This window comes from Streptomyces sp. NBC_00878 (assembly GCF_026341515.1).
Lineage (GTDB): Bacteria > Actinomycetota > Actinomycetes > Streptomycetales > Streptomycetaceae > Streptomyces.
In genome coordinates this window covers 6,425,030-6,443,817 of the sequence record NZ_JAPEOK010000001.1, presented here as the reverse complement: position 1 = coordinate 6,443,817, position 18,788 = coordinate 6,425,030, and the positions used below count along the sequence as shown (strand labels likewise).

Genomic DNA, 18,788 nt, shown 5'->3' with positions numbered 1-18,788 from the left:
GGCGAGCGAGAGGAAGGCGGATCGAGACGCGGGCCGCGAGTCAGTAAGGGGCACCCGCAATGGCGGACGCCCCTTACCTACGCTCATGCTGCCTACACGCCTACCGACCCCGTCAGGCCAGGCGCACGACCGCCCGGGACATGCCCAGCACCTTCTTGCCCGCGCTCATCGCGAGGAGGTCGATGCGGACGGCGTTGTCGTCGAGCTTGGCGGCGACCTTGCCGCTGACCTCGACCGTGGCGCCCTGGTCGTCGTTCGGGACGATGACGGGCTTGGTGAAGCGGACGCCGTACTCGACGACCGCGCCCGGGTCGCCGGCCCAGTCGGTGACGACCCGGATCGCCTCGGCCATGGTGAACATGCCGTGCGCGATGACGTCCGGGAGGCCGACCTCCTTGGCGAACTTCTCGTTCCAGTGGATCGGGTTGAAGTCCCCGGACGCGCCCGCGTACTTCACGAGCGTCGCGCGGGTCACGCCGAAGGTCTGGGCCGGCAGTTCGGTGCCGACCTCGACGTCGTCGTACGAGATCTTGGCCGTCATCTGTTCACGCCTCCTCGGCCGCGCGGGCCACGAGCTTGGTCCAGGCGGTCACCACGTGCTCGCCCGTCTCGTCGTGGACCTCGCCGCGGATGTCCAGGATGTCGTTGCCCGCCAGCGACTTGATCGTCTCGATGGTGGAGGTGACCGTGAGCCGGTCGCCCGCGCGCACCGGGCGGCGGTGGACGAACTTCTGGTCGCCGTGCACCACCCGGCTGTAGTCGAGCCCCAGTTGGGGGTCCTGGACGACCTGCCCCGCGGCCTTGAAGGTGAGGGTGAACACAAAGGTCGGCGGGGCGATCACATCGGCGTAGCCGAGGGCCTTGGCGGCCTCGGGGTCCGTGTACGCGGGGTTGGTGTCGCCCACCGCCTCCGCGAACTCGCGGATCTTCTCGCGGCCGACCTCATAGGGGTCGGTGGGCGGATAGGTCCGCCCTACGAAGGACTGGTCGAGCGCCATGGGCCCGGCACCTCCTGGTTCGCAGCTGCTGTAACGACGCGAGGCCGCCCCCCAGCTTCAGGGGACGGCCTCGTGTACGAGCCTGAATTATCGCGTTTCGCGGTGCGCGGTGTGCGCATTGCAACGCGGGCAGTGCTTCTTCATCTCCAGTCGGTCCGGGTTGTTACGCCGGTTCTTCTTGGTGATGTAGTTCCGCTCCTTGCACTCCACGCAGGCCAGCGTGATCTTCGGGCGGACGTCGGTGGCAGCCACAGGAGTGCTCCTTGACGAACGGATGGGACGATTAACGCTTATAACGCATAGAAGAGTAGCCGATCGAAGGACCGACCCCACAATCGGCTACTGTCAGTAGCGGTGACCGGACTTGAACCGGTGACACAGCGATTATGAGCCGCTTGCTCTACCGACTGAGCTACACCGCTGTGATGTGATCGGTCCCCGTCTTGCGACGGGAACCTTCCACACCAGAGCCCCAATACGGAATCGAACCGTAGACCTTCTCCTTACCATGGAGACGCTCTACCGACTGAGCTATTGGGGCGAGCGATGAAGACATTACACGCTCGGCCACCGATCGCCCAAATCCGTTTCGCGGCACCTGCCCCGGCCCGTTCCCGGGCGTTCGCAGGGCGTTTCACGCGCCCCTTCCGCACGACGGACCACACCGGTACGACTATTCCGCTCCTCCTCGATGGGCGCCGGTCGCCACCCTAGGCTCGACTCACGCTGCGTGATCTTGTGTCCCTCATTCGCAGCCGCCGCCGAGCCCCAGGAGCGCGATGCCCGACAGCCAGCCGCAGCCGCCCCACTCGTCCTCGTCCTCTTCGGCCTCGTCGAACCCCTCGGGCTCGTCCGGCCGGAGCGACGGCTCCGACCTGCTGCTCTGCGGTGCGCGGCTCACCGACGGCCGGACCGTGGACGTAAGGCTGGGCGGCGGGCGCATCGAGGCGGTCGGGACGGCCGGCAGCCTCACCGCGCACACCACGCGCGTGGACCTCGTCGGCTATCTGCTCCTGCCGGCCCCCGCCGAGCCCCATGCGCACGGTGACACGGCCCTGTCGGCCGACGGCGACGGACCGGTGTCGTACGAGGCACAGGACGTCCAGCGCCGTACGACCGAGGCCGCGCTGCTCCAACTCGGGCACGGGGCGACCGCGCTGCGCTCGCACGTGCGCGTGGGCGACGTACAGGGGCTGGGCTCGATGGCCGCGGTGCTCCAGGCGCGGCGCGCGCTGCGGGGGCTGGCCGAGTTGACGGTGGTGGCGATGCCGCGGGTGCTGACCGGGCTCGCCGGGGCGGACGGGCTGGCGATACTGCGGGACGCGGTGAAAATGGGTGCCTCCGTAGTGGGCGGTTGTCCAGATCTGGACCCCGACCCGACGGGATATGTGGAGGCGGTCCTGGAGGTCGCCTCGGAGCACGGCTGCCCGGTCGATCTGCACACGGACGGTGACGACCCGGCCCGGCTGGCACGGCTCGCGGCGATGGCCGGCGGACTGCGGCCCGGGGTGACACTCGGCCCGTGCGGCGGGCTCGGGCGGCTGCCCACGGAGGTGGCCTCGCGGGCGGCGGACCAGCTCGCCGCGGCCGGCGTGAGCGTGGTCTGCCTGCCCCAGGGCGGCTGCTCGGGCGTGGACCGGCGCGGGACGGCTCCGGTACGGCTGCTGCGGGCGGCCGGGGTACGCGTCGCGGCCGGGAGCGGCGCCCTCAGGGACGTATCGAACCCCGTGGGGCGCGGGGACCCGCTGGAAGCGGCGTATCTGCTGGCCTCGCGGTACGGGCTGCGGGCCGGGAACGCCTACGAAGCGGTGAGTTCGTCGGCGCGGGCGGCGCTAGGGCTGCCCGAGGTGCGGGTGGAGGCCGGATTTCCCGCGGAGCTGCTCGCGGTGCGCGGGGACCGGCTGGACGCGGCGTTGTCTCTGGCATACAGCCGGATCGTGGTGCATCGGGGGCGGGTGGTGGCGCGGACGAGTGCGGTGCGGGAGTACTGCAACTCGGCTGTGGCCGTGGCGTTGGATCTGCCTCGGCAGGGGCGGACGGGGCGCGCGGGGGAACCGTCGTGAGGGTTGGGGTGACGGGGGGGTGGCGTGGAGCTTGAGGTGTTGCGAGTCGGGGGGCTGTTGGCGTGGGCACGCGCGCGTGGAGGTCCGTTTGGGCTCCACGCGCGCGTGCCGGTGCTTTCGAAGTCGGCCCACCCGCGGCCGCCGGGTAACTCGTAGCCATCGGGATACACGTAGCCATCGGGTTACCCGTCGTCGAGCTACCTGTGGCCGTGGGGTCCGGACCGGCCGTCAGAAGCCGCCCAGCATGCCCCCGGCGAACGGGTTGCCCGGACCCCCGAACCCGTCCGCGGGCACCTCGGTGGCACCGGACGGGGCGCTGACGTCGCCCGCCTCGCCGAACGTGACGACCAGCGGAAGCCGGGCGCCCTTCGGGTCGTCGGCGAGGGCAGCGAGGTCTACGGAGACGCGGGTCAAGTCGCCGTTCTTCAGGGAGAAGTTGACGGCGATCTTCTTGTCCGGAGCGTCCTTCAGGTCCTCGTCGGTGGGCAGTTCGGTGCCCGCCGGCAGGTCGTCGGCCAGCGGCCGGAGCTTGTCGAGGACACCGATGAGCAGATCGCGGAACGAGGCCTTGGCGACGATCCGTTCGACGCCGTCGCTGCCTCCCTTGTCGCTGAAGGTGACCTCGCGGGCGACGACTCCGCGCACGGCATCGAGGAGCTTCTGCTGGGTCTTGGTGTCGATCTCGCCCTTCTCGGAGCCCGGGGCATCCTTGGCGGCACGATCGAGGTCACTGTTGTCGACCTTGACCCACTCGCCCTCCAGGACCTTCTTGAGGTCCTTCTCGCTCTCGGGGAGTTCCTCGGCCGTCGGGAGCGGGAAGCCCATCGCCTCACCGAGCGCCTTCATGTCGGCGCGGTAGTACGTGTAGTCGCCGACGAGGCGGTATTCGGCCAGTACGCCGTCGGGCCCCGAGATCGTCACCCCCGTACCGACGAGATCCTTCTCACCCGAGTCGGCGAGCGGTTTCCTCGACTCGACGGACACCTTGACCCGCACCCCGGTGAAGAGTTCCGCGAGCTCGGGCGGCAACTCCTCGCCGGGCTCCGCCTCCCCGGCCAGCTTCGTGAGCGCTGAGGGCTTGGCGTCGAGCCCCAACTCGAAGGCCAGCGACTTCTTTTCGCCGAGACCCTCGAAGGCGCGGTCGACCTTCTGACCGGCGGTGAGGTTCTCGACCGTTCCGCAGGCGGCCACGCCGGCGAGCAGAGCCGTGGTGCAGGCTGCCGCGGTGAGGGCCTTGCGCATGGCCGGGCGGTTGCGTGTGGCCGAGCTCATGCGTATCGCGAGGCTCTCGCGTGTGGTGGTGATGACGGTCTCCTTCATGACGCCGCGCGGCGTCCCCCCTCGTACACAGTGATCGTTCATGAGACCCACGAGTTATCCACAGGGTTGTGCGGCGAGTGGGGTCGTCCGGGCGTACGGTCGGAAACATGCGCATTGTCATCGCTGGAGGTCATGGTCAGATCGCGCTGCGGCTGGAGCGGCTGCTCTCCGCGCGCGGTGACGAGGTAGCGGGGATCATCCGCCACGCCGAACAGGGCGACGATCTGCGGGCGGCCGGCGCCGAGCCGGTGCTGTGCGATCTGGAGTCGGCTTCGGTGGAGGAGGTCGCCGCGCATATACGGGGCGCGGACGCCGCCGTCTTCGCGGCGGGCGCCGGCCCGGGCAGCGGGGTGGACCGCAAGAACACCGTGGACCGGGGCGCCGCAGTGCTCTTCGCGGACGCTGCCGCCCGGGCCGGGGTTCGGCGGCATGTGGTGGTGTCGTCGATGGGGGCGGATCCGGAGCACCCCGGAGGCGACATCTTCGACGCGTATCTGCGCGCCAAGGGCGAGGCCGACGCGTACGTACGCGCTCACCGGGGCCTGGACTGGACGATCCTGCGTCCCGGGGTGCTGACGAACGACGCCGGCACCGGTCTCGTACGCCTGGAGGCCGCCACGGGGCGCGGGCCCATCCCCCGCGACGACGTCGCCGCGGTCCTCGCGGAACTGGTGGACACTTCGGCGACGGCCGGGCTGACCTTGGAGCTGATCAGCGGATCGGCGCCGGTGTCCGTGGCGGTGAAGTCGGTGGCAGGGAACTGACCGAGGTTGCACGCGGGCGGGGGCGGCGAGGGGCCGCCCCCGCCTTCCGAGAGGGGGAGTTTCCGTGCCCGTTGAGGTGTCCGCCGCTCAGGAGGCGCTGCTGCGGAAGATGTACGACGTCTTCAGCACCGCCGAACGCGACGCGTTCATCCCCCACTGCCTGGCGCCCGACGTGGACTGGCCGAATGTGGCCGACGGGGTCCGCCTGCACGGCCACGAGGCGGTACGCGCCTACTGGGCAGCCCAGTTCGCGGCCGCGCACCCCCTCGTACGGCTGGAGGGTCTGCGCCTCGACGAAGACGGGCGGCGCGTGGTCGCCCTGGTGCGACCTGGGCTTCGGGACGCCACGGGCGAGCAGCACTGGGCGAAGAGCAGGTCGAGCACGTGTACGCCTTCGGAGCGGACGGACTGGTGAGCCGGATGGACGTACGGCAGCCCTGAACCGCTGGGGCGGGACGCAGGAATCCAGGAATCAACGGAGGGGGCGGCAGTCTGCGGGGCTGCGGTGGCAGCCGGGGACAGCGGAGTCGGGGTCAGTCGGGATCGGCGAGATCAGCGGGGCCAGCCAGGAGCAGCCGGGAGCAGCCGGGAGCAGCCGGGGTCAGCCGGGAGCAGCCGGGGTCAGAAGAGCGGCAACTGGCCGGGGAAGTCCGCGACGACGTACCCGTCCAGCGCGGGCTGCGCCGCGCCCAGTTCCGCCTGCCTGCGCGACCCGGGGCACGACACGAGTTCCCCGCTCTGCCGCGCCCCCGGCGGATCGTGCCGGGCAAACCGCCCCGCGACGACGGCAATCTCGCGACGGCACTCGGGGCATCTCCTACGACGTGAGGACATGAACTCAGGGTACGGAGGAAGCGGCGCGGGGCTGGGGAGGCCTTGACGCGGGAGGCTCCACGACTCCTTGGAAGCCAGGGGTCCACACACCGTCCACACTCCTCACGACGGCGACGGCGACGGCGACGGCGACGGCGACGGCCAAGGCTTGCGCTCGCTCGTGAGGACACATCCCCCAGACACGAAGAAACCCCCTCCTGACCTGCGAGTACGCATTTCAGGAGGAGGTTTCTCTCAGCGTGGCGGCGCCAGGATTCGAACCTGGGAAGGCTGAGCCGGCAGATTTACAGTCTGCTCCCTTTGGCCGCTCGGGCACACCGCCGGGGTAGTTACCATGCGAACCGCTTTCGGCGGCGCTCCGTGGCAACGACGTAAACGATACCCGATGCTCGGGGGTGCTTCGCCACCCGATTGATCGGCACTCGGAGGGGAGCGGGTGGCTAGGCTTATGCGGATGCGGCCAGGGACCGATGAGGTGCTCGACGGCCGCCACTACGCACCCCGATACAAGGAGCCACAGGACATGGCCGACTCCAGTTTCGACATCGTCTCGAAGGTCGAGCGGCAGGAGGTCGACAACGCCCTCAACCAGGCCGGCAAGGAAATCTCGCAGCGCTACGACTTCAAGAACGTCGGCGCCTCCATCTCCTGGTCCGGCGAGAAGATCCTCATGGAGGCGAACTCCGAGGAGCGGGTCAAAGCCATCCTCGACGTCTTCCAGTCCAAGCTGATCAAGCGGGGCATCTCGCTCAAGGCGCTGGACGCTGGTGAACCCCAGCTCTCCGGCAAGGAGTACAAGATCTTCGCCTCGATCGAGGAAGGCATCTCCCAGGAGAACGCGAAGAAAGTGGCGAAGATCATTCGCGATGAGGGCCCGAAGGGCGTGAAGGCGCAGGTGCAGGGCGACGAGCTGCGGGTCAGCTCGAAGAGCCGTGACGACCTGCAGGCCGTGCAGGCGCTGCTGAAGGGCCAGGACTTCGACTTCGCGTTGCAGTTCGTCAACTACCGCTAACCGAACGCTCTGAGCTGCACTAATCCGAAATGGCTGCGACCGGAGGGCACAACGCGGGCACATCGCCGAGGACCGCCTCAACGGCCGCCCGCGTCGTGTCCTCGTCGTCCGGCCAGAGGTGGGTGTAGATGTCGAGCGTGATCGACGGCTTCGAGTGGCCGAGCCGCCGCTGAACGGTCTTCACGCTCTCGCGGTTCTTGATCAGCGCCGAGGCGTAGAAGTGGCGCAGGTCGTGCATGCTCGCCCCGTCCGGCACTCGAACGGGAGCGGGCTCCTGCCCGTCCGGCCGGCCCCGCTGAACCCATGCCGCGTACGCCTCGGCGTAGGACTTGGCGAGGGCCTCGTTCGCCCTCTCCTCCATGCGCCCCCAGACGTACGACCAGTTGGCGCGCCGGAGTACCTCACTGCGGTCGCTGGTGAACAGCATCTGCGCCTGGCGCTGCTTCGGCTTCCGCGGGTCCGTACGGTCCTCGATGTCCACAGTGATCGCCGGGTGCTGCTGAAGGTGCGCAGCAAGGGCGTTGACCGCCGAGGTGGCCAGCGGCACCGTGCGGTAGCTCTCGTGCGTCTTCGGCTCGCCGAGGTACGGCTCCGGCGTCGCGTCCTGGTCGGCGTCGGTGTCCTTGTCCGGCGTGATGAGCTGCTGCCGCACCATCACTTCGCGGCGCAGGAAGTCGATGCAGTCGACTTCCAGGCCGAAGACCTCGCCCTGGCGGAGGCCGGACGCCGCAGCGAGCAGGATCATCGCCCGGTACCGAGGCGGGGCCGTCTCGATCAGCGCGCGCACCGCGTCCGCGTGCAGGGGCGTGATCTCGACGCGGCGGACCTCCGGCAGCTTGATGCCGGCGCACGGGTTGAGTGCGATCGTGCGGTCCCGTACGGCCGTGTGCATCACGGTCACGAGGTAAGCGAACGTCACCCGCAGCGTGGACGGCGCGAGGACCTGCGACCGGTCCTTGACCCAGGCTTGGACCTCGGAGGGGCGGATCGTGACGATCGGTCGGTCCGCGAACGTCGGGTAGATGTGCAGCCGTAGGGCCCGTTCGACGCGGGACGCGGTCCCGTCGCGATGTACGGCGGAGGTGCGCCAGCGCTCGGCGACCGCCCGGAAGCTCTCCTTGCCCGCCGCGGGGTCGACATAGAGGCCGCGCGCGAGATCGGCCCCGATCGTGTCCGCGCGGTTGTCGGCCTGGCTGCGCTTGGCGAAGTTCTCCTTCTGCTGCTCCCCCGCCGCGTCGCGCCAACGGACCTGCCAGCGCTTTCCCTTGCCGTGGTCGGCGGATGGTACGAGGGTGCGCGTCTTGCTGGAGTGCTCGGCGCAGGGCTTGGCGTCCTTCTTCGGGCGTGAGAGGTGCCACCGGTCGTAGACGCTACTCATCTGCGGGTTCCTCCCCTTCGAGCACCCACTTGGTCAGGGCTGACTTCAACTCCCTGGTGATGTGACCCTGCCGCGCCTGCCGCTCGCTGATCGGTAGATCTCCAAGCTCCGCGACTCGACGCTCCCTCTCTTCAGTGAGACTGCGCCCCCAAAGCCCGTCGGCCGCGGAAACGATGCGCACGACATCGACGTCCAGCTGCCGAGCTAGTTCCTTGTCGAGCTTCACGGGGATCTCGCGTTCCTCGTGACGCCAGTGATCCCACTTGGCCTTCACACTGTCACTGCCTTCGATCGTGACCGTGTAGTTCTCCTCGCCAGCGATGGCGGCGCGTAGCTGCTCTCGCGACATAACCGCCCCATGCGCCGGCATGTCGGCCCTGGGGGTGAGAAGCACGTTGCTCTCCCCCTCGAGCAGCCAATGCACGGGTGCACCGAACACGAAGGCGAGCACGACCAGAGTGCCGAGGTCGACTGTTTCTCGGCGCCCGCTCTCCAGGTCTGCGATCTGTGCTCGCTTCCAGTTGAGCCCCACGGTCGCGAGCTGCGTAGCCAACGCTTCCTGCGTCCATCTGCGTCGCTTCCGCAGCCGACGCAGGTTCTCGCCTACGACCTTGCCGACGCTCGGCACCGGCTCTTCGCGACGCTCCTGATCCATGCGCTTCACGCTCCCACAGTTGTCGTGGGATGACAACACACACGAATTTTCCCGTGTGGGTTGACACCACATTCCAGCGCAGGCCACTCTTGGCGCATCCGGTACGTGGGATCACCCCACGAACGACGTGATTCGCCGCTGCACGTGGCGGAATCGAGGATGATCGCGAATGTCTCGCAGCAAGCTGCCTCAGGTCGCTGACCAGCAGCGGCGCAAGCTCGCCACCCCGCAGGAGATCGCCGAGTACTGCGATGTCCCGCTCGGCACCGTCTACCAGTGGTCCAGCCGCGGGAGCGGCCCGAAGTTCATCAAGGTCGGCCGCCACCTCCGGGCCCGCTGGTCCGACGTCGAGCAGTGGCTCGACGCCCAGACGATCGCCGCATGAAAGCGGCCCCCAGCAGGCGCGCCAACGCCTGTGATCCGGGGGCCGGAAGCCCATCCATTCACACCTGAACAGCCGAACGGCCGCGCGGGATGCCTGTCCCATATGCGCGGCCGTCGAGGAGCTTCCCTTGAAGACTAGAGCCACCATCGCCAAGAACGCCACATCGCCTTCCGGCCGCGTGCCGTTCCTCGTGGGCGAGCAGGCCCGCGAGCACACCGAGCCCGCCGACGTCCGGGGGCCTCTGACCTTCCAGGCCATCAACAACCAGCTCATCGACGCCGGGATTGGGCTGGCCCGCCTCGCGGGCAACAACCCGAAGCTGAAGGCCGCATACACCGCCCTCCAGTACGTGGCCGAGGTCATCGAGGAGTACGCCGCCGACGAGAACCCCACCGTCACGGCCGCCGTCGCCCAGTTCGAGGCGCTCCGCAGGAACGGCGACGAGAACCTGAACCGCTTCATCGACCTGGCCACCGAGGAGATCAAGAAGTCAGGCGACCCGGCCGGGTTCGCGTCCTGGTTCCTCGGCGCCGTCGAGAGTGGCCGCGCCGAGGCCAAAGTCAAGCGCCTCACGGAAAAGCACGGCCTGACGGTCCGCCGGGCCCCCGAGCCCGTGGACTGGGTGACCGAGGTGGTCGTGTTCTGGGACTCCCGCCTCGTGCTCCTGCCGTACGGGCAGCGGATGAGCGACACGCTGCCGCAGCTGCGCGCGGCCCTCGCCGAGGTCGGCGAGTGACCGGCCGCAACGGCACCCACCGCCCCCGTCTCGTCGCCTCGGCGACCGGGCGGGGGCCCGTGGTGCGCGCACAGCACCGCATCGTCCTCAGCGCTCGCCAAGGCCTCCTCGACGCAGGGTTCCTTGGCGAGCGCTACCGGCCGTGCCCGCCCGGCGCGTCCGTCGTCCTCGACTGCGGTCCCGTCGACGTCATGTACGCCCCCTCCGCCCGTGAGATCGGCAGATCTCTCGCCCTGTGCGCCGAGATCACCGTGACCGGCACCGCCGAGCGCAGCGAGCGCGGCTACGTCGACGACGGGCTGGTCTTCGGCCTCGACGCCATCGCCAGAGCGATCAGCCTCTTCGCACACGAGCACGCAATGGAGCTCCACGAGTGACAGCCTTCAGCCGCGTCACGGACGCACTCCAGCAGCACGGGTGCGCCGTACGCGGAAGCTCAGCCCAGTGCCCGGCCCACGAGGACCGGGCCCCGTCCCTGTCCATCGGCAAGCGCAGGGACGGCAACGGCGTGGTGCTCAACTGCCACGCCGGATGCGCCCCCGAGGAGATCGTGGACGCCCTCGGGTTCACCATGCAGGACCTGTTCGACGAACCGACGGCCGAACGGCGCGACCGCCCGCAGGTCGTGGCCGAGTACCCGTACGTCGACGAGCACGGCGAGGTGCTGCTGACCGTAAGGCGCATGGAGCCGGGCTTCGGCGGGGAGCGCAAGACATTCCGTCAGTTCGCCGCCGACGGCGCCCCGGGGGTGTCCGGCATTCGCCGAGTTCTCTACCGGCTCCCCGAGGTGATCCAGCAGGCGGCGACCGGCGGAATCGTCTTCGTCGTCGAGGGCGAGAAGGACGCCGACAACCTCGTCGAGGCTGGCGTCACTGCCACATGCAACATCGGTGGCGCCGGGAAGTGGCGCGATGAGTACAGCCTCAGTCTCCGCGGCGTCTCCGAGGTCATCGTCATTGCCGACCGCGACGACCCCGGCCGCCGTCACGCCGCGCAGGTCGCCGCATCCCTGCACCGTACGGGCATCCCGGTACGCGTCACGCAACCGGCCCGGGGCAAGGACGTCTCAGACCACCTCGCCGCAGGGCTCGGCTCCGACGAGCTGGTCCCGATGAACGACGAGAGCAGCGAGGAACCCCTGGCCGTTCTCGACGAGGCGCCGGCGGAACCTGACGACAGCGACAACCCCACTCAGGCCCGCCTCGCCCAACTCCGGCGCGCGCTCGTCGACTCCGACAGCCTCGACAGCATCCCCGACCCCGTACCGCTCGTCGACGGTGTCCTGTTCATGGACTCTCTCGCTTGGCTCTACGGCAAGCCCGGCTCGGGGAAGTCGTTCGTCGCCCTCGACTGGGCCGGATGCATCGCCAACGGCCTCCCCTGGCAGCTCCGCCCGGTCAGCCAAGGGCCCGTGCTCTACCTGGTCGCCGAGGGCGTCTCCGGCATCCGCAGGCGCGTACGCGCGTGGGAGGAGGCGTTCCGTCAGCCGATGAAGAACGTCACCTTCCTGCCTGTCGCTGTGCAGCTGCTCAACGGAGTCGACCGGCAGGCCCTTCTCGCTCTCGTCGCCGAGATGCACCCCGCACTGGTGGTCATCGACACCCAGGCCCGCGTCACGGTCGGCGCCGAGGAGAACAGCAACGGCGAGATGAGCAAGGTCGTCGACGCCGCGGACCAGATCCGTCAGGCCACCGGGGCGTGCGTGCTGCTCGTGCACCACGCAGGCAAGAACGGCCTCGACATGCGCGGCGCCTCAGCGTTCGAGGGAGCGGCAACCAGCGTCATCAAGGTCACCCGAGACGGCGAGTTCGTCGAGGTCCACAGCGACAAACAGAAGGACGTCGAGGACTTCGAAACGGTCTTCCTGCGCATGACGCCAACCGGGCACTCCGTCGTGCTCACCAGTCGCAGCACCGCGCCCGGCATCCAGGAGACCAACCGCACCGAAGAGGCCGTTCTCGACGCGATGCGCGAGGCATTCGCCTTCACCAGCGCCACCGCCGCGCAGATCGGTGAAGTCTCCGGCCTCGCGAAGAGCAGCCTCTACCGGGCCTTGACATCCCTCACCAAGCGCGCGGCGCTGATCAACATCGGCACGGAAAAGGCCGCTCGCTACGCCCTGCCTGGAACCCGGAGTGCCCCGTGAAGCCCGGAAAGCGGCATTCCCATTCCCCTCCTCGGCAGGCAGCCGGAACACAGCGCATTCCCAATCGGTCCCACTCTCCAACCGACCGTCTGACCAGCAGTTTTCCCACGGTCCCAAACCAGTCTCACTCGGCAATCCCATTCCCGTCCCGTCCCACCCCCCTTAAGGGGTGGGACATGGGACCAGACCTGAGACAGCCGAGGCGCATCCGGTTCCGCCGCCCTCCGCGTGATCACGCCCCCGCACATGTACGGAGAACACACCCCGTGAGCACACCCCCCAAGAAGCCTGCGTATCCCGGCCGCCCTGCCCTGGACGAGGCGAACATGCGCTTCCGCCGCGGCCTCTCCCGCCTGCACCGCGAGGCTGGCCGCCACGACCCCGCCCTCATGCCGAAGCTGACCGCGATCGTCCAGCGCGCCACCGAGCAGCTGCTCGCGCTCGCCGTGGAGGCCGAGCAGGCGGAGGACTCCAGCGCGCGCCACAGGGCCGGGCTGAAGAAGGAGGAGGACAAGGTGCGGGCGGTCCTTCGCAGGGGCGTACGGCGGGGCGATGCGCGCGCGGTGTCGATGCTGGAGCGGCTCAACGAGCGGGCGCGGCTGCGGACTGTGGACGACGGGCCCGACGGTGACGACGTCGCCTGACAAGCGGCACGCCGTCCTCGACGACGCAGGCGTGTACGTCCCCGCCAGCTGCGCCTACCCCCTGTGGCTGGCCCTGCGCGCCGAGGCGCAACAGGCCCGCACGAACGGCCGCGAGATCCGCCCCGAGGTCATGGCCGCGCTCGACGCCCTGCGGTCCGCAGCCTTCAACCACATGTCCGCTTCCAGGCACGGCAACCGGACATTGCCGCACGATCGCGCCAGTGACCGCCTGGTCACCACCCAGGAGCTCGCCGGCCGCCTGGGGGTGACCGGGCGCCACCTCCGCCGTCTGGCCACCGCCGCGGGCATCACGCGCGCCGCATGGGGCCTGTGGGCGACGGAGGACGCCGACCGGCTCGCCGAACTGCGGAGGACCCGCTGATGCCCGACCAGAAGACCGCCTCACCGCCCGACCCGCTGAAGATGACCGACGCCGAGGTCGACGCGATCCGCAACGACGCGATGATCGAGGCCCGCAACGCCACCGCCGAGGTGGAGACCGCGAAGCTGATCCTCCGCGGCGAGGTGGAGCCCATCCCCGGCTGGATGCCGGAGGACCTCACCCCGGAGCGTCTCGCCGAGCTGCGCGCCCGCGCCGAGCACGCCGCGCTGAAGGTGCCGGCCGCCGAGCGCCGCCAGGCCGAGATCCGTGAGACCCGCATCCAGGCCCGGCATGCAGACATCAAGGCCATGATCCGCGCCGAGGCCGCCTCGGACCTCGACGGAGCCGAGGGCATCATCACCGCCCTGGACGCGTACGAGGCCGCAGTGAAGGGCTTGTGCGAAGCCGTCCAGGCCCACAACGGCCGCATCACGAAGTGGGGCCGCCTCATGGGCTCGGCGGGCATCCATGCCATCCACGGGGAAGGCACCGGCCCGAACGCCCTCGCCCACATGATCGGCGAGCAGAGCGTCACCGTGGGGCACAAGATTTTCCGCCGCATGCGGGCCGGGACCCTGCTCGCCGTGGCCCTGCACCGCGTCCTCGCGACGTACCCGCGCGAGATGCGGAAGTACAACGTCGACAACGAGCTTGCTCACGATGGCGACCTGATCGACTCCAACGGCCGCGTCAACGTGCACGCCCGCATCCGGAGGGACGCGTGACGATGACCACGCCCGAGGCGCCCCCGAACCCGTTCGCCACGCACCCGAACGAGGACCCGGACCACCTCGCCGCACGCCAGTCCCGCACGGACTTCGCCGCGCAGGCGCAGGTGATCCGCGACAGCCGCGTCTGGTCCGACGACCACAAGACGGAGAAGCTCGCCGAGCTGTACCAGGCGCACGCCCAAGAGGTCGCCGACGCGTACGAGCGGGTCCTCGCGCGCCGTCAGGCCCGCCTCGACTACCTCAACAGCCTCGTCCCGTCCGGCCCCGACATCCCCGAGGGCACGAGCCCTGCCGACCGCGAACTCCTGCTCGCCGCTTTCCGTGACGCGCTCGGCAAGGCGAAGGCCGCGAGCAAGGAGCACCGCGGGCAGCTGCTCGCCGAGGCCGAGCGCTACGGCGACGCCTCGTTGCAGCGCGCGGTACTCCAGCATGCTTCGGACAGCGGTGACGTCCGCCTCGTCAACGAGTGGGTCGCGCAGGCGCACGGAGTGAGCGGCTACAGCGACGAGAAGCGGCAGCTGAGGGACGCCCTCACCCCCCAGTCCCGTGGCCGCGGGTGGGACTACAAGGACTTCCGCACCCCGGAGCTTCCGCCCGAGGTCGCCAAGGCCGTCTACAGCTGACGAGACGCCGCCCCCTGCCCCGGGGCGGGCTCTCTAGTGAGCGCCGGCGCCCGGTCTCCTCACCGTGAGGAGCCGGGCGCTTCGTGCGCCTGCCAGTCCAAAGTCAGTTGACCGTGTTCCGAGCCGCGTAGCGCTGCGTGGTGTGCTCCAAGAGCTTCAGGCACGCCTTCGCGAGGCGCTCAAGCTCGTCGTCGTTGATCACCATGCCGACGAGATAGCCATCAGCCGTCGGTATCGCGCTCCGCGGCGTTGCGGCACGCAGGTTGGGCCAGAACCGGCCGTGAGCGAAGCCCGAGGCGACCCGCCAGGATGCCTGGACGCGTACCGGATCGAGGCCCGCTTCCTTGGCGGCTGCGGCGATGGTCGTGCCTGCCTTGTGGCCAGGGAGCGGGGTCAGGCCGAGGGTGGTCGCAACCTGCTCGATCTCCTGACGCCGCTGCTCGCCCGACTTTCCCTGGCCGGTGACGACGTGCTGGACATCTTCCTCGTGCTGGCCACGGTTGCGCATGTCCTCGCGCCACAGGGCGAGGGCGCGGGCACGCCGCTCAGACCGATCCTTGCCCGACAGCAGCCATACCGCGGTGGCGAAGTTCTCCAGAGCGCCACGCAAGAGGGTCCAGGGGCTGAAGGGATCGATCTGCCCCGTCATGGTGACGTTGCGGCTCAGCGCGTCCACGTGAAACAGGCCGGCGGCAAAGGAGGTGCGGATCAGGACGCTGCCGTCCCAGGGCTTCAGCGCAGCATCGTCCGTGGCGAGGCTGCTGCGCGGTGCGGGTTCCGGAAGCTGCCTGAAGTGGCCGTCGGCGCGGTAGGGCGCGACGGCCTGGAAGAGGGGAAGGAGGTACGCGACGTCATCCGGTCGCTTCGGGCTCGTTGCCATGAGATGCAGGTTATGACCGGTTCATGGCGTGACGCTCCTCATTTCCCGATTGGGGTTCAACGCCCGCGGTGTCCTGTGTGCGGATCACGAGGAACTGACCCCGGTTTGCCTGTCGTCGGCCGTGGTCGTACATTCCCACCCCACCTCGTCCAAGCGGGGTGGAAAGGAAGCGGCATGAGCGAGTCGTTCGAGGAGTTGGAAGCGCAGTACCGGGCCGCCCTCAATCGGGTGGGCGAGGCGTACCGGGCCTTGCAGGACGTCATGGGCGATCCGAAGCCCATCCCCCTCGGGGAAGAGCCTCCGGTCCTCACCAAGGCGGAGCGCGACGCACAGACCGAGGCGATGCAGGCATTCCAGGAGTACGTGCCCCTGCGGGATCGCTACTGGGCGACCCGGTGGGGCCGGGAGGGCAACCCGCCGAAGTCCTGACGACTGTCCGGCAGCGCCTGGCACCCTCACCTCGAGGGGCCGGGCGCTTCGTCGTGCCGAGGGAGAGTCAGAAGCTTCCCCCATTGCCTTCGCAGAGGGGCGTGGGGCACTCGTAGGAGACCGTTCCCACGGGATCGACGGTCTCCTCGAACATCCCTGTGGCTTCGCGCCACCTCGGACGCTTCTGGCGCTGGCACTGATCGCATTGTGGGTGCGGGAGGTTGCGGACTTCAGAGCGGTGGCAGGACCGCGGAAGGTCAGTCATGTCCTGACCGTGACACGGGATCGGCCCTTTGTCTGAGGCGCTTCCCCCTGGGGGCCAGCGAGCAGGGGTCAGCCTCACCGAAGCGCGTCGATGGCCTTCACGATCAGAGCGCGCGCCTCGGCCCCGTACACGGCCATGCTCCGCAGCTGCTCGAACGCCTCCAGATACAAGGCGATCTCCGTAGGCTGCGTGATGTTGACCTGCGCCGAGAGGAGCTCGACCGAGACGAGCGTGTCGTCGTACACGTGGAACAACTCCTGCGGCCACAGCACGCGCTGCAGTGTGGCGCGAGGGATGATGCCGAGCGACACCGACGGCAGCGCCCCCGCGGTGAGCAGATAGCCGAGCTGCGCGGCCATCGCGTCGCTGTCGCCCAACTGGTAGTAGAGGACGCCCTCTTCGATCAGCAGGACGAACCGGTGCCCCTGCTCGTGGATGACCTTGGACCGTTCGACACGTGCGTCTGCGGCCTGGTCGGCGTCGTCGGGGATGTCGAGCAGGCGGGCGTTGGCGGACAGCAGGGCGCGCGCGTATCCCTCGGTCTGCAGCAGGCCCGGAACCAGCGTCGGCGAGTAGATGCGGAACAGGCCGGTGGAGCGGAACAGCTTGACGTAGCTGTCCTGGATCTGGCGCAGGCCGAGGCGGGCCCGGCGGCGCCATTCGGTGTACATGGACTCCGCGTTGAGTGACGCGGCGATCAGGTCCTCGGCGCGGCCTGGCGTCTTGCAGGTCGTGCACCAGAGGCGGATGTCGGTGGGGGACGGCGGCGTCTTCGCGTTCTCGATGCGGGACGTCTTGGCGTGGTGCCAGCCGCACGCGGAGGCCAGCTCGGTGACCGTCAGTCCGGCGTCCCTGCGGAGTTCGCGGAGCTGGCGCGCCACGTTTTCGCGGGCCTCCTGGGCGGAGGACGACGGGGAGATGGGCATGAGCTGGCCTGTCCGGTGCTTTCTGTCAGTGGATCTCGTACTGGTCGTGTGGGGTGGAGCGTTCCCACACGGCCTCGAACGCATCGACGCACTGCTTGACGATGGCTGGTTCCGTGCGGAGTTCGAGCGGCGGGTCTGCCCAGCCCCCGTCTCCGCTGAAGTGGTTGAACAGCACGCGTGCCCCGTCGAAGATCCACAGGTCTGCGCCGGGCAGCATGAGGTCGACGGCCTGGCGGCGGGGCAGCCAGCGGACTTGCTCGCCCGCGTGGACGTTGACGCCGGCCCCGGCGTGCTCGTACCGGATGTAGTCGGTGACGGGCTCGGACACGATGCGGGCCCGGCGCACGGTCACGCCGCGGGCGGTCGAGCGCTGGATCAGGTCGACCCACGGCGCCCAGTAGGCGGAGCCCGGGTCGGCGTCGCGCCAGCCGGTTTCCTTCCAGTGGTCGAAGTCGTCGGCCTCGTCACCGACCCCGTAGTTGTCGCGCATCTCCAAGTGGACGGCAGATTGCTGGGCCGACTCAAGGAGGTCGTTAAAGCGCAGCTCGTTCTGCGGCATCGCATGCCTCCCTCAGCAGCGGTACGAGGTGGACGGGGATCCGGACCACGGTCTCGTGGTCGGGGATCCCCTTGTCGTGCCCGGGCGCGGTGTTCTCCTGGCACTGGGTCCGGGTGGATTCGTCGGCGGTGTAGCTCTGAAGCACGATGTCGGCGGTGTCGGTGTCGACCCACGCGGTGGGCGACCCGCTCTGTCCTGTCTCTGGGTCGATGCCGATGAACTGTAAGGCCATGACTGTCCTCCCCTGGCGGCGCGTGCGCTGATGTGCACCAACGTCACCCGCCGGTGATGCGGGGTCAAGACCGCGTTCTGGCCAGGGAGTTGTTCAGAGGTACGTCGTGCACATCGATGCACATTGCTGGCACTCCCACACATCGCGTCCCTAGCGTCGTGACCAGCGGCAGGCCCACCACTCTGCCCGTACACATAGCCGCGCTGGGCAGACCTACGCCAGCGGAGGCACGCGCATGAGCACGACCCAGGAATCCCCCGTCACGTTGCTGGATCCGACGAGCCCTCCCCGCCCGGCGCCGGGCTGTGATGTGTGTGCGGCGCTGGAGAAGCAGCGCGCCGGGCATGAGGGGCGCGGGAACACCAAGGCCGCGACGACCTGCGAGGTCGAGATGCGCAACCACCCCAAGCACACGAGGAGCGCCTCATGATGGGCGACCGGTCCGAGTGGCGCGACACGTCCAGCGGGGCACCGCGGACTACGGCCAGCACTACGGGGTTCACGCCGAAGCAGGCGAAGTTCGGCGCCTTCCTGGACCACTCCCAGGGCTGCCCGGACTGCGACTTCGGCAACCGGCGGTGCGACGTGGCGCAGGAGATATGGGAGGAGTGGCGGGCGCTCCCGCAGTAGACCCCCCGCCCGTCCCTGTATCCCCGATGCGCAGGGGCGGGCGGGACCATGCCTCGGCCGGTACTGTGTCCCGGCTGAGGCCGCGGGCGGGCGCGTACCTCTGTCCGCGCCCGCCCGCGCGCATGCGACGGCCCCCGCTGCCCTGGAGGGAATTGCGGGGGCCGTTGCCGTGGGGAGGGAGACGGAACGGCGCTGA

27 protein-coding genes and 3 tRNA genes are annotated in these 18,788 nt (G+C 69.3%); 15 read left to right on the top strand and 15 right to left on the bottom strand.

Features of this window, described 5'->3' with window-relative positions:
* Positions 1–112: 112 nt before the first annotated feature.
* From OHA11_RS27925 to OHA11_RS27900, 6 genes are all read right to left on the bottom strand, one after another.
* The gene (locus OHA11_RS27925; RefSeq protein ID WP_266500966.1) at positions 113–541 is read right to left on the bottom strand and encodes a MaoC family dehydratase; all 429 of its coding nucleotides are present in this window, start codon (positions 539–541) and stop codon (positions 113–115) included.
* Between the two features lie 4 nt (positions 542–545).
* Positions 546–998: a MaoC family dehydratase N-terminal domain-containing protein gene (locus OHA11_RS27920; RefSeq protein ID WP_266500963.1), complete on the bottom strand. Its 453-nt coding sequence runs from the start codon at positions 996–998 to the stop codon at positions 546–548.
* 87 nt (positions 999–1,085) lie between these two features.
* Positions 1,086–1,250: a 50S ribosomal protein L33 gene (gene rpmG / locus OHA11_RS27915; RefSeq protein ID WP_003948671.1), complete on the bottom strand. Its 165-nt coding sequence runs from the start codon at positions 1,248–1,250 to the stop codon at positions 1,086–1,088.
* Between the two features lie 97 nt (positions 1,251–1,347).
* Positions 1,348–1,420 (bottom strand) — tRNA-Met (locus tag OHA11_RS27910).
* 46 nt (positions 1,421–1,466) lie between these two features.
* Positions 1,467–1,539 (bottom strand) — tRNA-Thr (locus tag OHA11_RS27905).
* 204 nt (positions 1,540–1,743) lie between these two features.
* Positions 1,744–1,899 carry a hypothetical protein gene (locus OHA11_RS27900; protein ID WP_266500961.1) on the bottom strand — a complete coding sequence of 52 codons (156 nt, stop codon included), beginning with the start codon at positions 1,897–1,899 and terminating at the stop codon, positions 1,744–1,746.
* A 13-nt stretch (positions 1,900–1,912) separates the two neighbouring features.
* On the opposite strand from OHA11_RS27900, the gene OHA11_RS27895 reads away from it, so the two are divergent.
* Entirely contained in the window at positions 1,913–3,061 is a 1,149-nt protein-coding gene (locus OHA11_RS27895) for an amidohydrolase family protein (protein WP_266500959.1), read from the top strand.
* 228 nt (positions 3,062–3,289) lie between these two features.
* Here the strand turns inward: OHA11_RS27895 and OHA11_RS27890 are convergent, their stop codons facing one another.
* Positions 3,290–4,381 carry a hypothetical protein gene (locus OHA11_RS27890; RefSeq protein WP_266500957.1) on the bottom strand — a complete coding sequence of 364 codons (1,092 nt, stop codon included), beginning with the start codon at positions 4,379–4,381 and terminating at the stop codon, positions 3,290–3,292.
* A gap of 107 nt (positions 4,382–4,488) precedes the next feature.
* Here OHA11_RS27890 and OHA11_RS27885 point away from each other — a divergent pair, with 107 nt between their 5' ends.
* Both OHA11_RS27885 and OHA11_RS27880 read left to right on the top strand, forming a co-directional pair.
* Positions 4,489–5,145: an NAD(P)H-binding protein gene (locus OHA11_RS27885; RefSeq protein WP_266500954.1), complete on the top strand. Its 657-nt coding sequence runs from the start codon at positions 4,489–4,491 to the stop codon at positions 5,143–5,145.
* 64 nt (positions 5,146–5,209) lie between these two features.
* Complete coding sequence (locus OHA11_RS27880) at positions 5,210–5,560, top strand: nuclear transport factor 2 family protein (RefSeq protein ID WP_266500951.1); 351 nt, start codon at positions 5,210–5,212, stop codon at positions 5,558–5,560.
* A gap of 206 nt (positions 5,561–5,766) precedes the next feature.
* Here OHA11_RS27880 and OHA11_RS27875 read toward each other — a convergent pair whose 3' ends face one another.
* Both OHA11_RS27875 and OHA11_RS27870 read right to left on the bottom strand, forming a co-directional pair.
* Entirely contained in the window at positions 5,767–5,979 is a 213-nt protein-coding gene (locus OHA11_RS27875; RefSeq protein WP_266500948.1) for a hypothetical protein, read from the bottom strand.
* A gap of 240 nt (positions 5,980–6,219) precedes the next feature.
* Positions 6,220–6,301 (bottom strand) — tRNA-Tyr (locus OHA11_RS27870).
* Positions 6,302–6,502: 201 nt separating this feature from the next.
* On the opposite strand from OHA11_RS27870, the gene OHA11_RS27865 reads away from it, so the two are divergent.
* Complete coding sequence (locus OHA11_RS27865; protein WP_188337413.1) at positions 6,503–6,991, top strand: YajQ family cyclic di-GMP-binding protein; 489 nt, start codon at positions 6,503–6,505, stop codon at positions 6,989–6,991.
* Between the two features lie 19 nt (positions 6,992–7,010).
* On the opposite strand, the gene OHA11_RS27860 is transcribed toward OHA11_RS27865, so the two are convergent.
* Both OHA11_RS27860 and OHA11_RS27855 read right to left on the bottom strand, forming a co-directional pair.
* Positions 7,011–8,369: a site-specific integrase gene (locus OHA11_RS27860; RefSeq protein WP_266500943.1), complete on the bottom strand. Its 1,359-nt coding sequence runs from the start codon at positions 8,367–8,369 to the stop codon at positions 7,011–7,013.
* Positions 8,362–9,024: a helix-turn-helix domain-containing protein gene (locus OHA11_RS27855; protein WP_266507508.1), complete on the bottom strand. Its 663-nt coding sequence runs from the start codon at positions 9,022–9,024 to the stop codon at positions 8,362–8,364. Before OHA11_RS27855 ends, OHA11_RS27860 begins: the two co-directional genes overlap by 8 nt.
* Positions 9,025–9,193: 169 nt before the next feature.
* Here OHA11_RS27855 and OHA11_RS27850 point away from each other — a divergent pair, with 169 nt between their 5' ends.
* The 8 genes from OHA11_RS27850 to OHA11_RS27815 all read left to right on the top strand — a co-directional run bounded on the left by OHA11_RS27850 (position 9,194) and on the right by OHA11_RS27815 (position 14,671).
* Positions 9,194–9,409, top strand: a complete 216-nt coding sequence (locus OHA11_RS27850; RefSeq protein WP_266500941.1) for an AlpA family transcriptional regulator — start codon at positions 9,194–9,196, stop codon at positions 9,407–9,409.
* A 127-nt stretch (positions 9,410–9,536) separates the two neighbouring features.
* Positions 9,537–10,145 (top strand): hypothetical protein, encoded by a 609-nt coding sequence (locus OHA11_RS27845; RefSeq protein ID WP_266500939.1) that lies wholly within the window; start codon positions 9,537–9,539, stop codon positions 10,143–10,145.
* Positions 10,142–10,522 carry a hypothetical protein gene (locus OHA11_RS27840; RefSeq protein ID WP_266500937.1) on the top strand — a complete coding sequence of 127 codons (381 nt, stop codon included), beginning with the start codon at positions 10,142–10,144 and terminating at the stop codon, positions 10,520–10,522. The genes OHA11_RS27845 and OHA11_RS27840 overlap by 4 nt, the downstream gene beginning before the upstream one ends.
* Positions 10,519–12,291 carry an AAA family ATPase gene (locus OHA11_RS27835; protein WP_266500935.1) on the top strand — a complete coding sequence of 591 codons (1,773 nt, stop codon included), beginning with the start codon at positions 10,519–10,521 and terminating at the stop codon, positions 12,289–12,291. The genes OHA11_RS27840 and OHA11_RS27835 overlap by 4 nt, the downstream gene beginning before the upstream one ends.
* Before the next feature lie 266 nt (positions 12,292–12,557).
* Positions 12,558–12,935 (top strand): hypothetical protein, encoded by a 378-nt coding sequence (locus OHA11_RS27830; protein ID WP_266500933.1) that lies wholly within the window; start codon positions 12,558–12,560, stop codon positions 12,933–12,935.
* Positions 12,919–13,317 carry a hypothetical protein gene (locus OHA11_RS27825; RefSeq protein ID WP_266500931.1) on the top strand — a complete coding sequence of 133 codons (399 nt, stop codon included), beginning with the start codon at positions 12,919–12,921 and terminating at the stop codon, positions 13,315–13,317. Before OHA11_RS27830 ends, OHA11_RS27825 begins: the two co-directional genes overlap by 17 nt.
* Positions 13,317–14,042: a hypothetical protein gene (locus tag OHA11_RS27820; RefSeq protein ID WP_266500928.1), complete on the top strand. Its 726-nt coding sequence runs from the start codon at positions 13,317–13,319 to the stop codon at positions 14,040–14,042. Before OHA11_RS27825 ends, OHA11_RS27820 begins: the two co-directional genes overlap by 1 nt.
* Positions 14,039–14,671 carry a hypothetical protein gene (locus OHA11_RS27815; RefSeq protein WP_266500925.1) on the top strand — a complete coding sequence of 211 codons (633 nt, stop codon included), beginning with the start codon at positions 14,039–14,041 and terminating at the stop codon, positions 14,669–14,671. The genes OHA11_RS27820 and OHA11_RS27815 overlap by 4 nt, the downstream gene beginning before the upstream one ends.
* A gap of 103 nt (positions 14,672–14,774) precedes the next feature.
* Here the strand turns inward: OHA11_RS27815 and OHA11_RS27810 are convergent, their stop codons facing one another.
* Positions 14,775–15,551: a hypothetical protein gene (locus OHA11_RS27810; RefSeq protein WP_266500922.1), complete on the bottom strand. Its 777-nt coding sequence runs from the start codon at positions 15,549–15,551 to the stop codon at positions 14,775–14,777.
* A gap of 174 nt (positions 15,552–15,725) precedes the next feature.
* Here OHA11_RS27810 and OHA11_RS27805 point away from each other — a divergent pair, with 174 nt between their 5' ends.
* On the top strand, positions 15,726–15,980 hold the full coding sequence (locus OHA11_RS27805) for a hypothetical protein (protein ID WP_266500920.1): 255 nt from the start codon (positions 15,726–15,728) through the stop codon (positions 15,978–15,980).
* A 339-nt stretch (positions 15,981–16,319) separates the two neighbouring features.
* On the opposite strand, the gene OHA11_RS27800 is transcribed toward OHA11_RS27805, so the two are convergent.
* From OHA11_RS27800 to OHA11_RS27790, 3 genes are read right to left on the bottom strand one after another with little or no spacing between them, the layout of a single operon-like run.
* A complete protein-coding gene (locus OHA11_RS27800; RefSeq protein ID WP_266500919.1) occupies positions 16,320–17,171 on the bottom strand; it encodes a helix-turn-helix transcriptional regulator in 852 nt (283 codons plus the stop codon).
* A 25-nt stretch (positions 17,172–17,196) separates the two neighbouring features.
* Positions 17,197–17,730: a DUF6879 family protein gene (locus tag OHA11_RS27795; RefSeq protein ID WP_266500917.1), complete on the bottom strand. Its 534-nt coding sequence runs from the start codon at positions 17,728–17,730 to the stop codon at positions 17,197–17,199.
* Positions 17,705–17,962 carry a hypothetical protein gene (locus tag OHA11_RS27790; RefSeq protein ID WP_266500914.1) on the bottom strand — a complete coding sequence of 86 codons (258 nt, stop codon included), beginning with the start codon at positions 17,960–17,962 and terminating at the stop codon, positions 17,705–17,707. The genes OHA11_RS27795 and OHA11_RS27790 overlap by 26 nt, the downstream gene beginning before the upstream one ends.
* 235 nt (positions 17,963–18,197) lie before the next feature.
* On the opposite strand from OHA11_RS27790, the gene OHA11_RS27785 reads away from it, so the two are divergent.
* On the top strand, positions 18,198–18,392 hold the full coding sequence (locus OHA11_RS27785; RefSeq protein ID WP_266500912.1) for a hypothetical protein: 195 nt from the start codon (positions 18,198–18,200) through the stop codon (positions 18,390–18,392).
* Positions 18,389–18,592, top strand: a complete 204-nt coding sequence (locus OHA11_RS27780) for a hypothetical protein (protein ID WP_266500910.1) — start codon at positions 18,389–18,391, stop codon at positions 18,590–18,592. The genes OHA11_RS27785 and OHA11_RS27780 overlap by 4 nt, the downstream gene beginning before the upstream one ends.
* Positions 18,593–18,788: the final 196 nt, after the last annotated feature.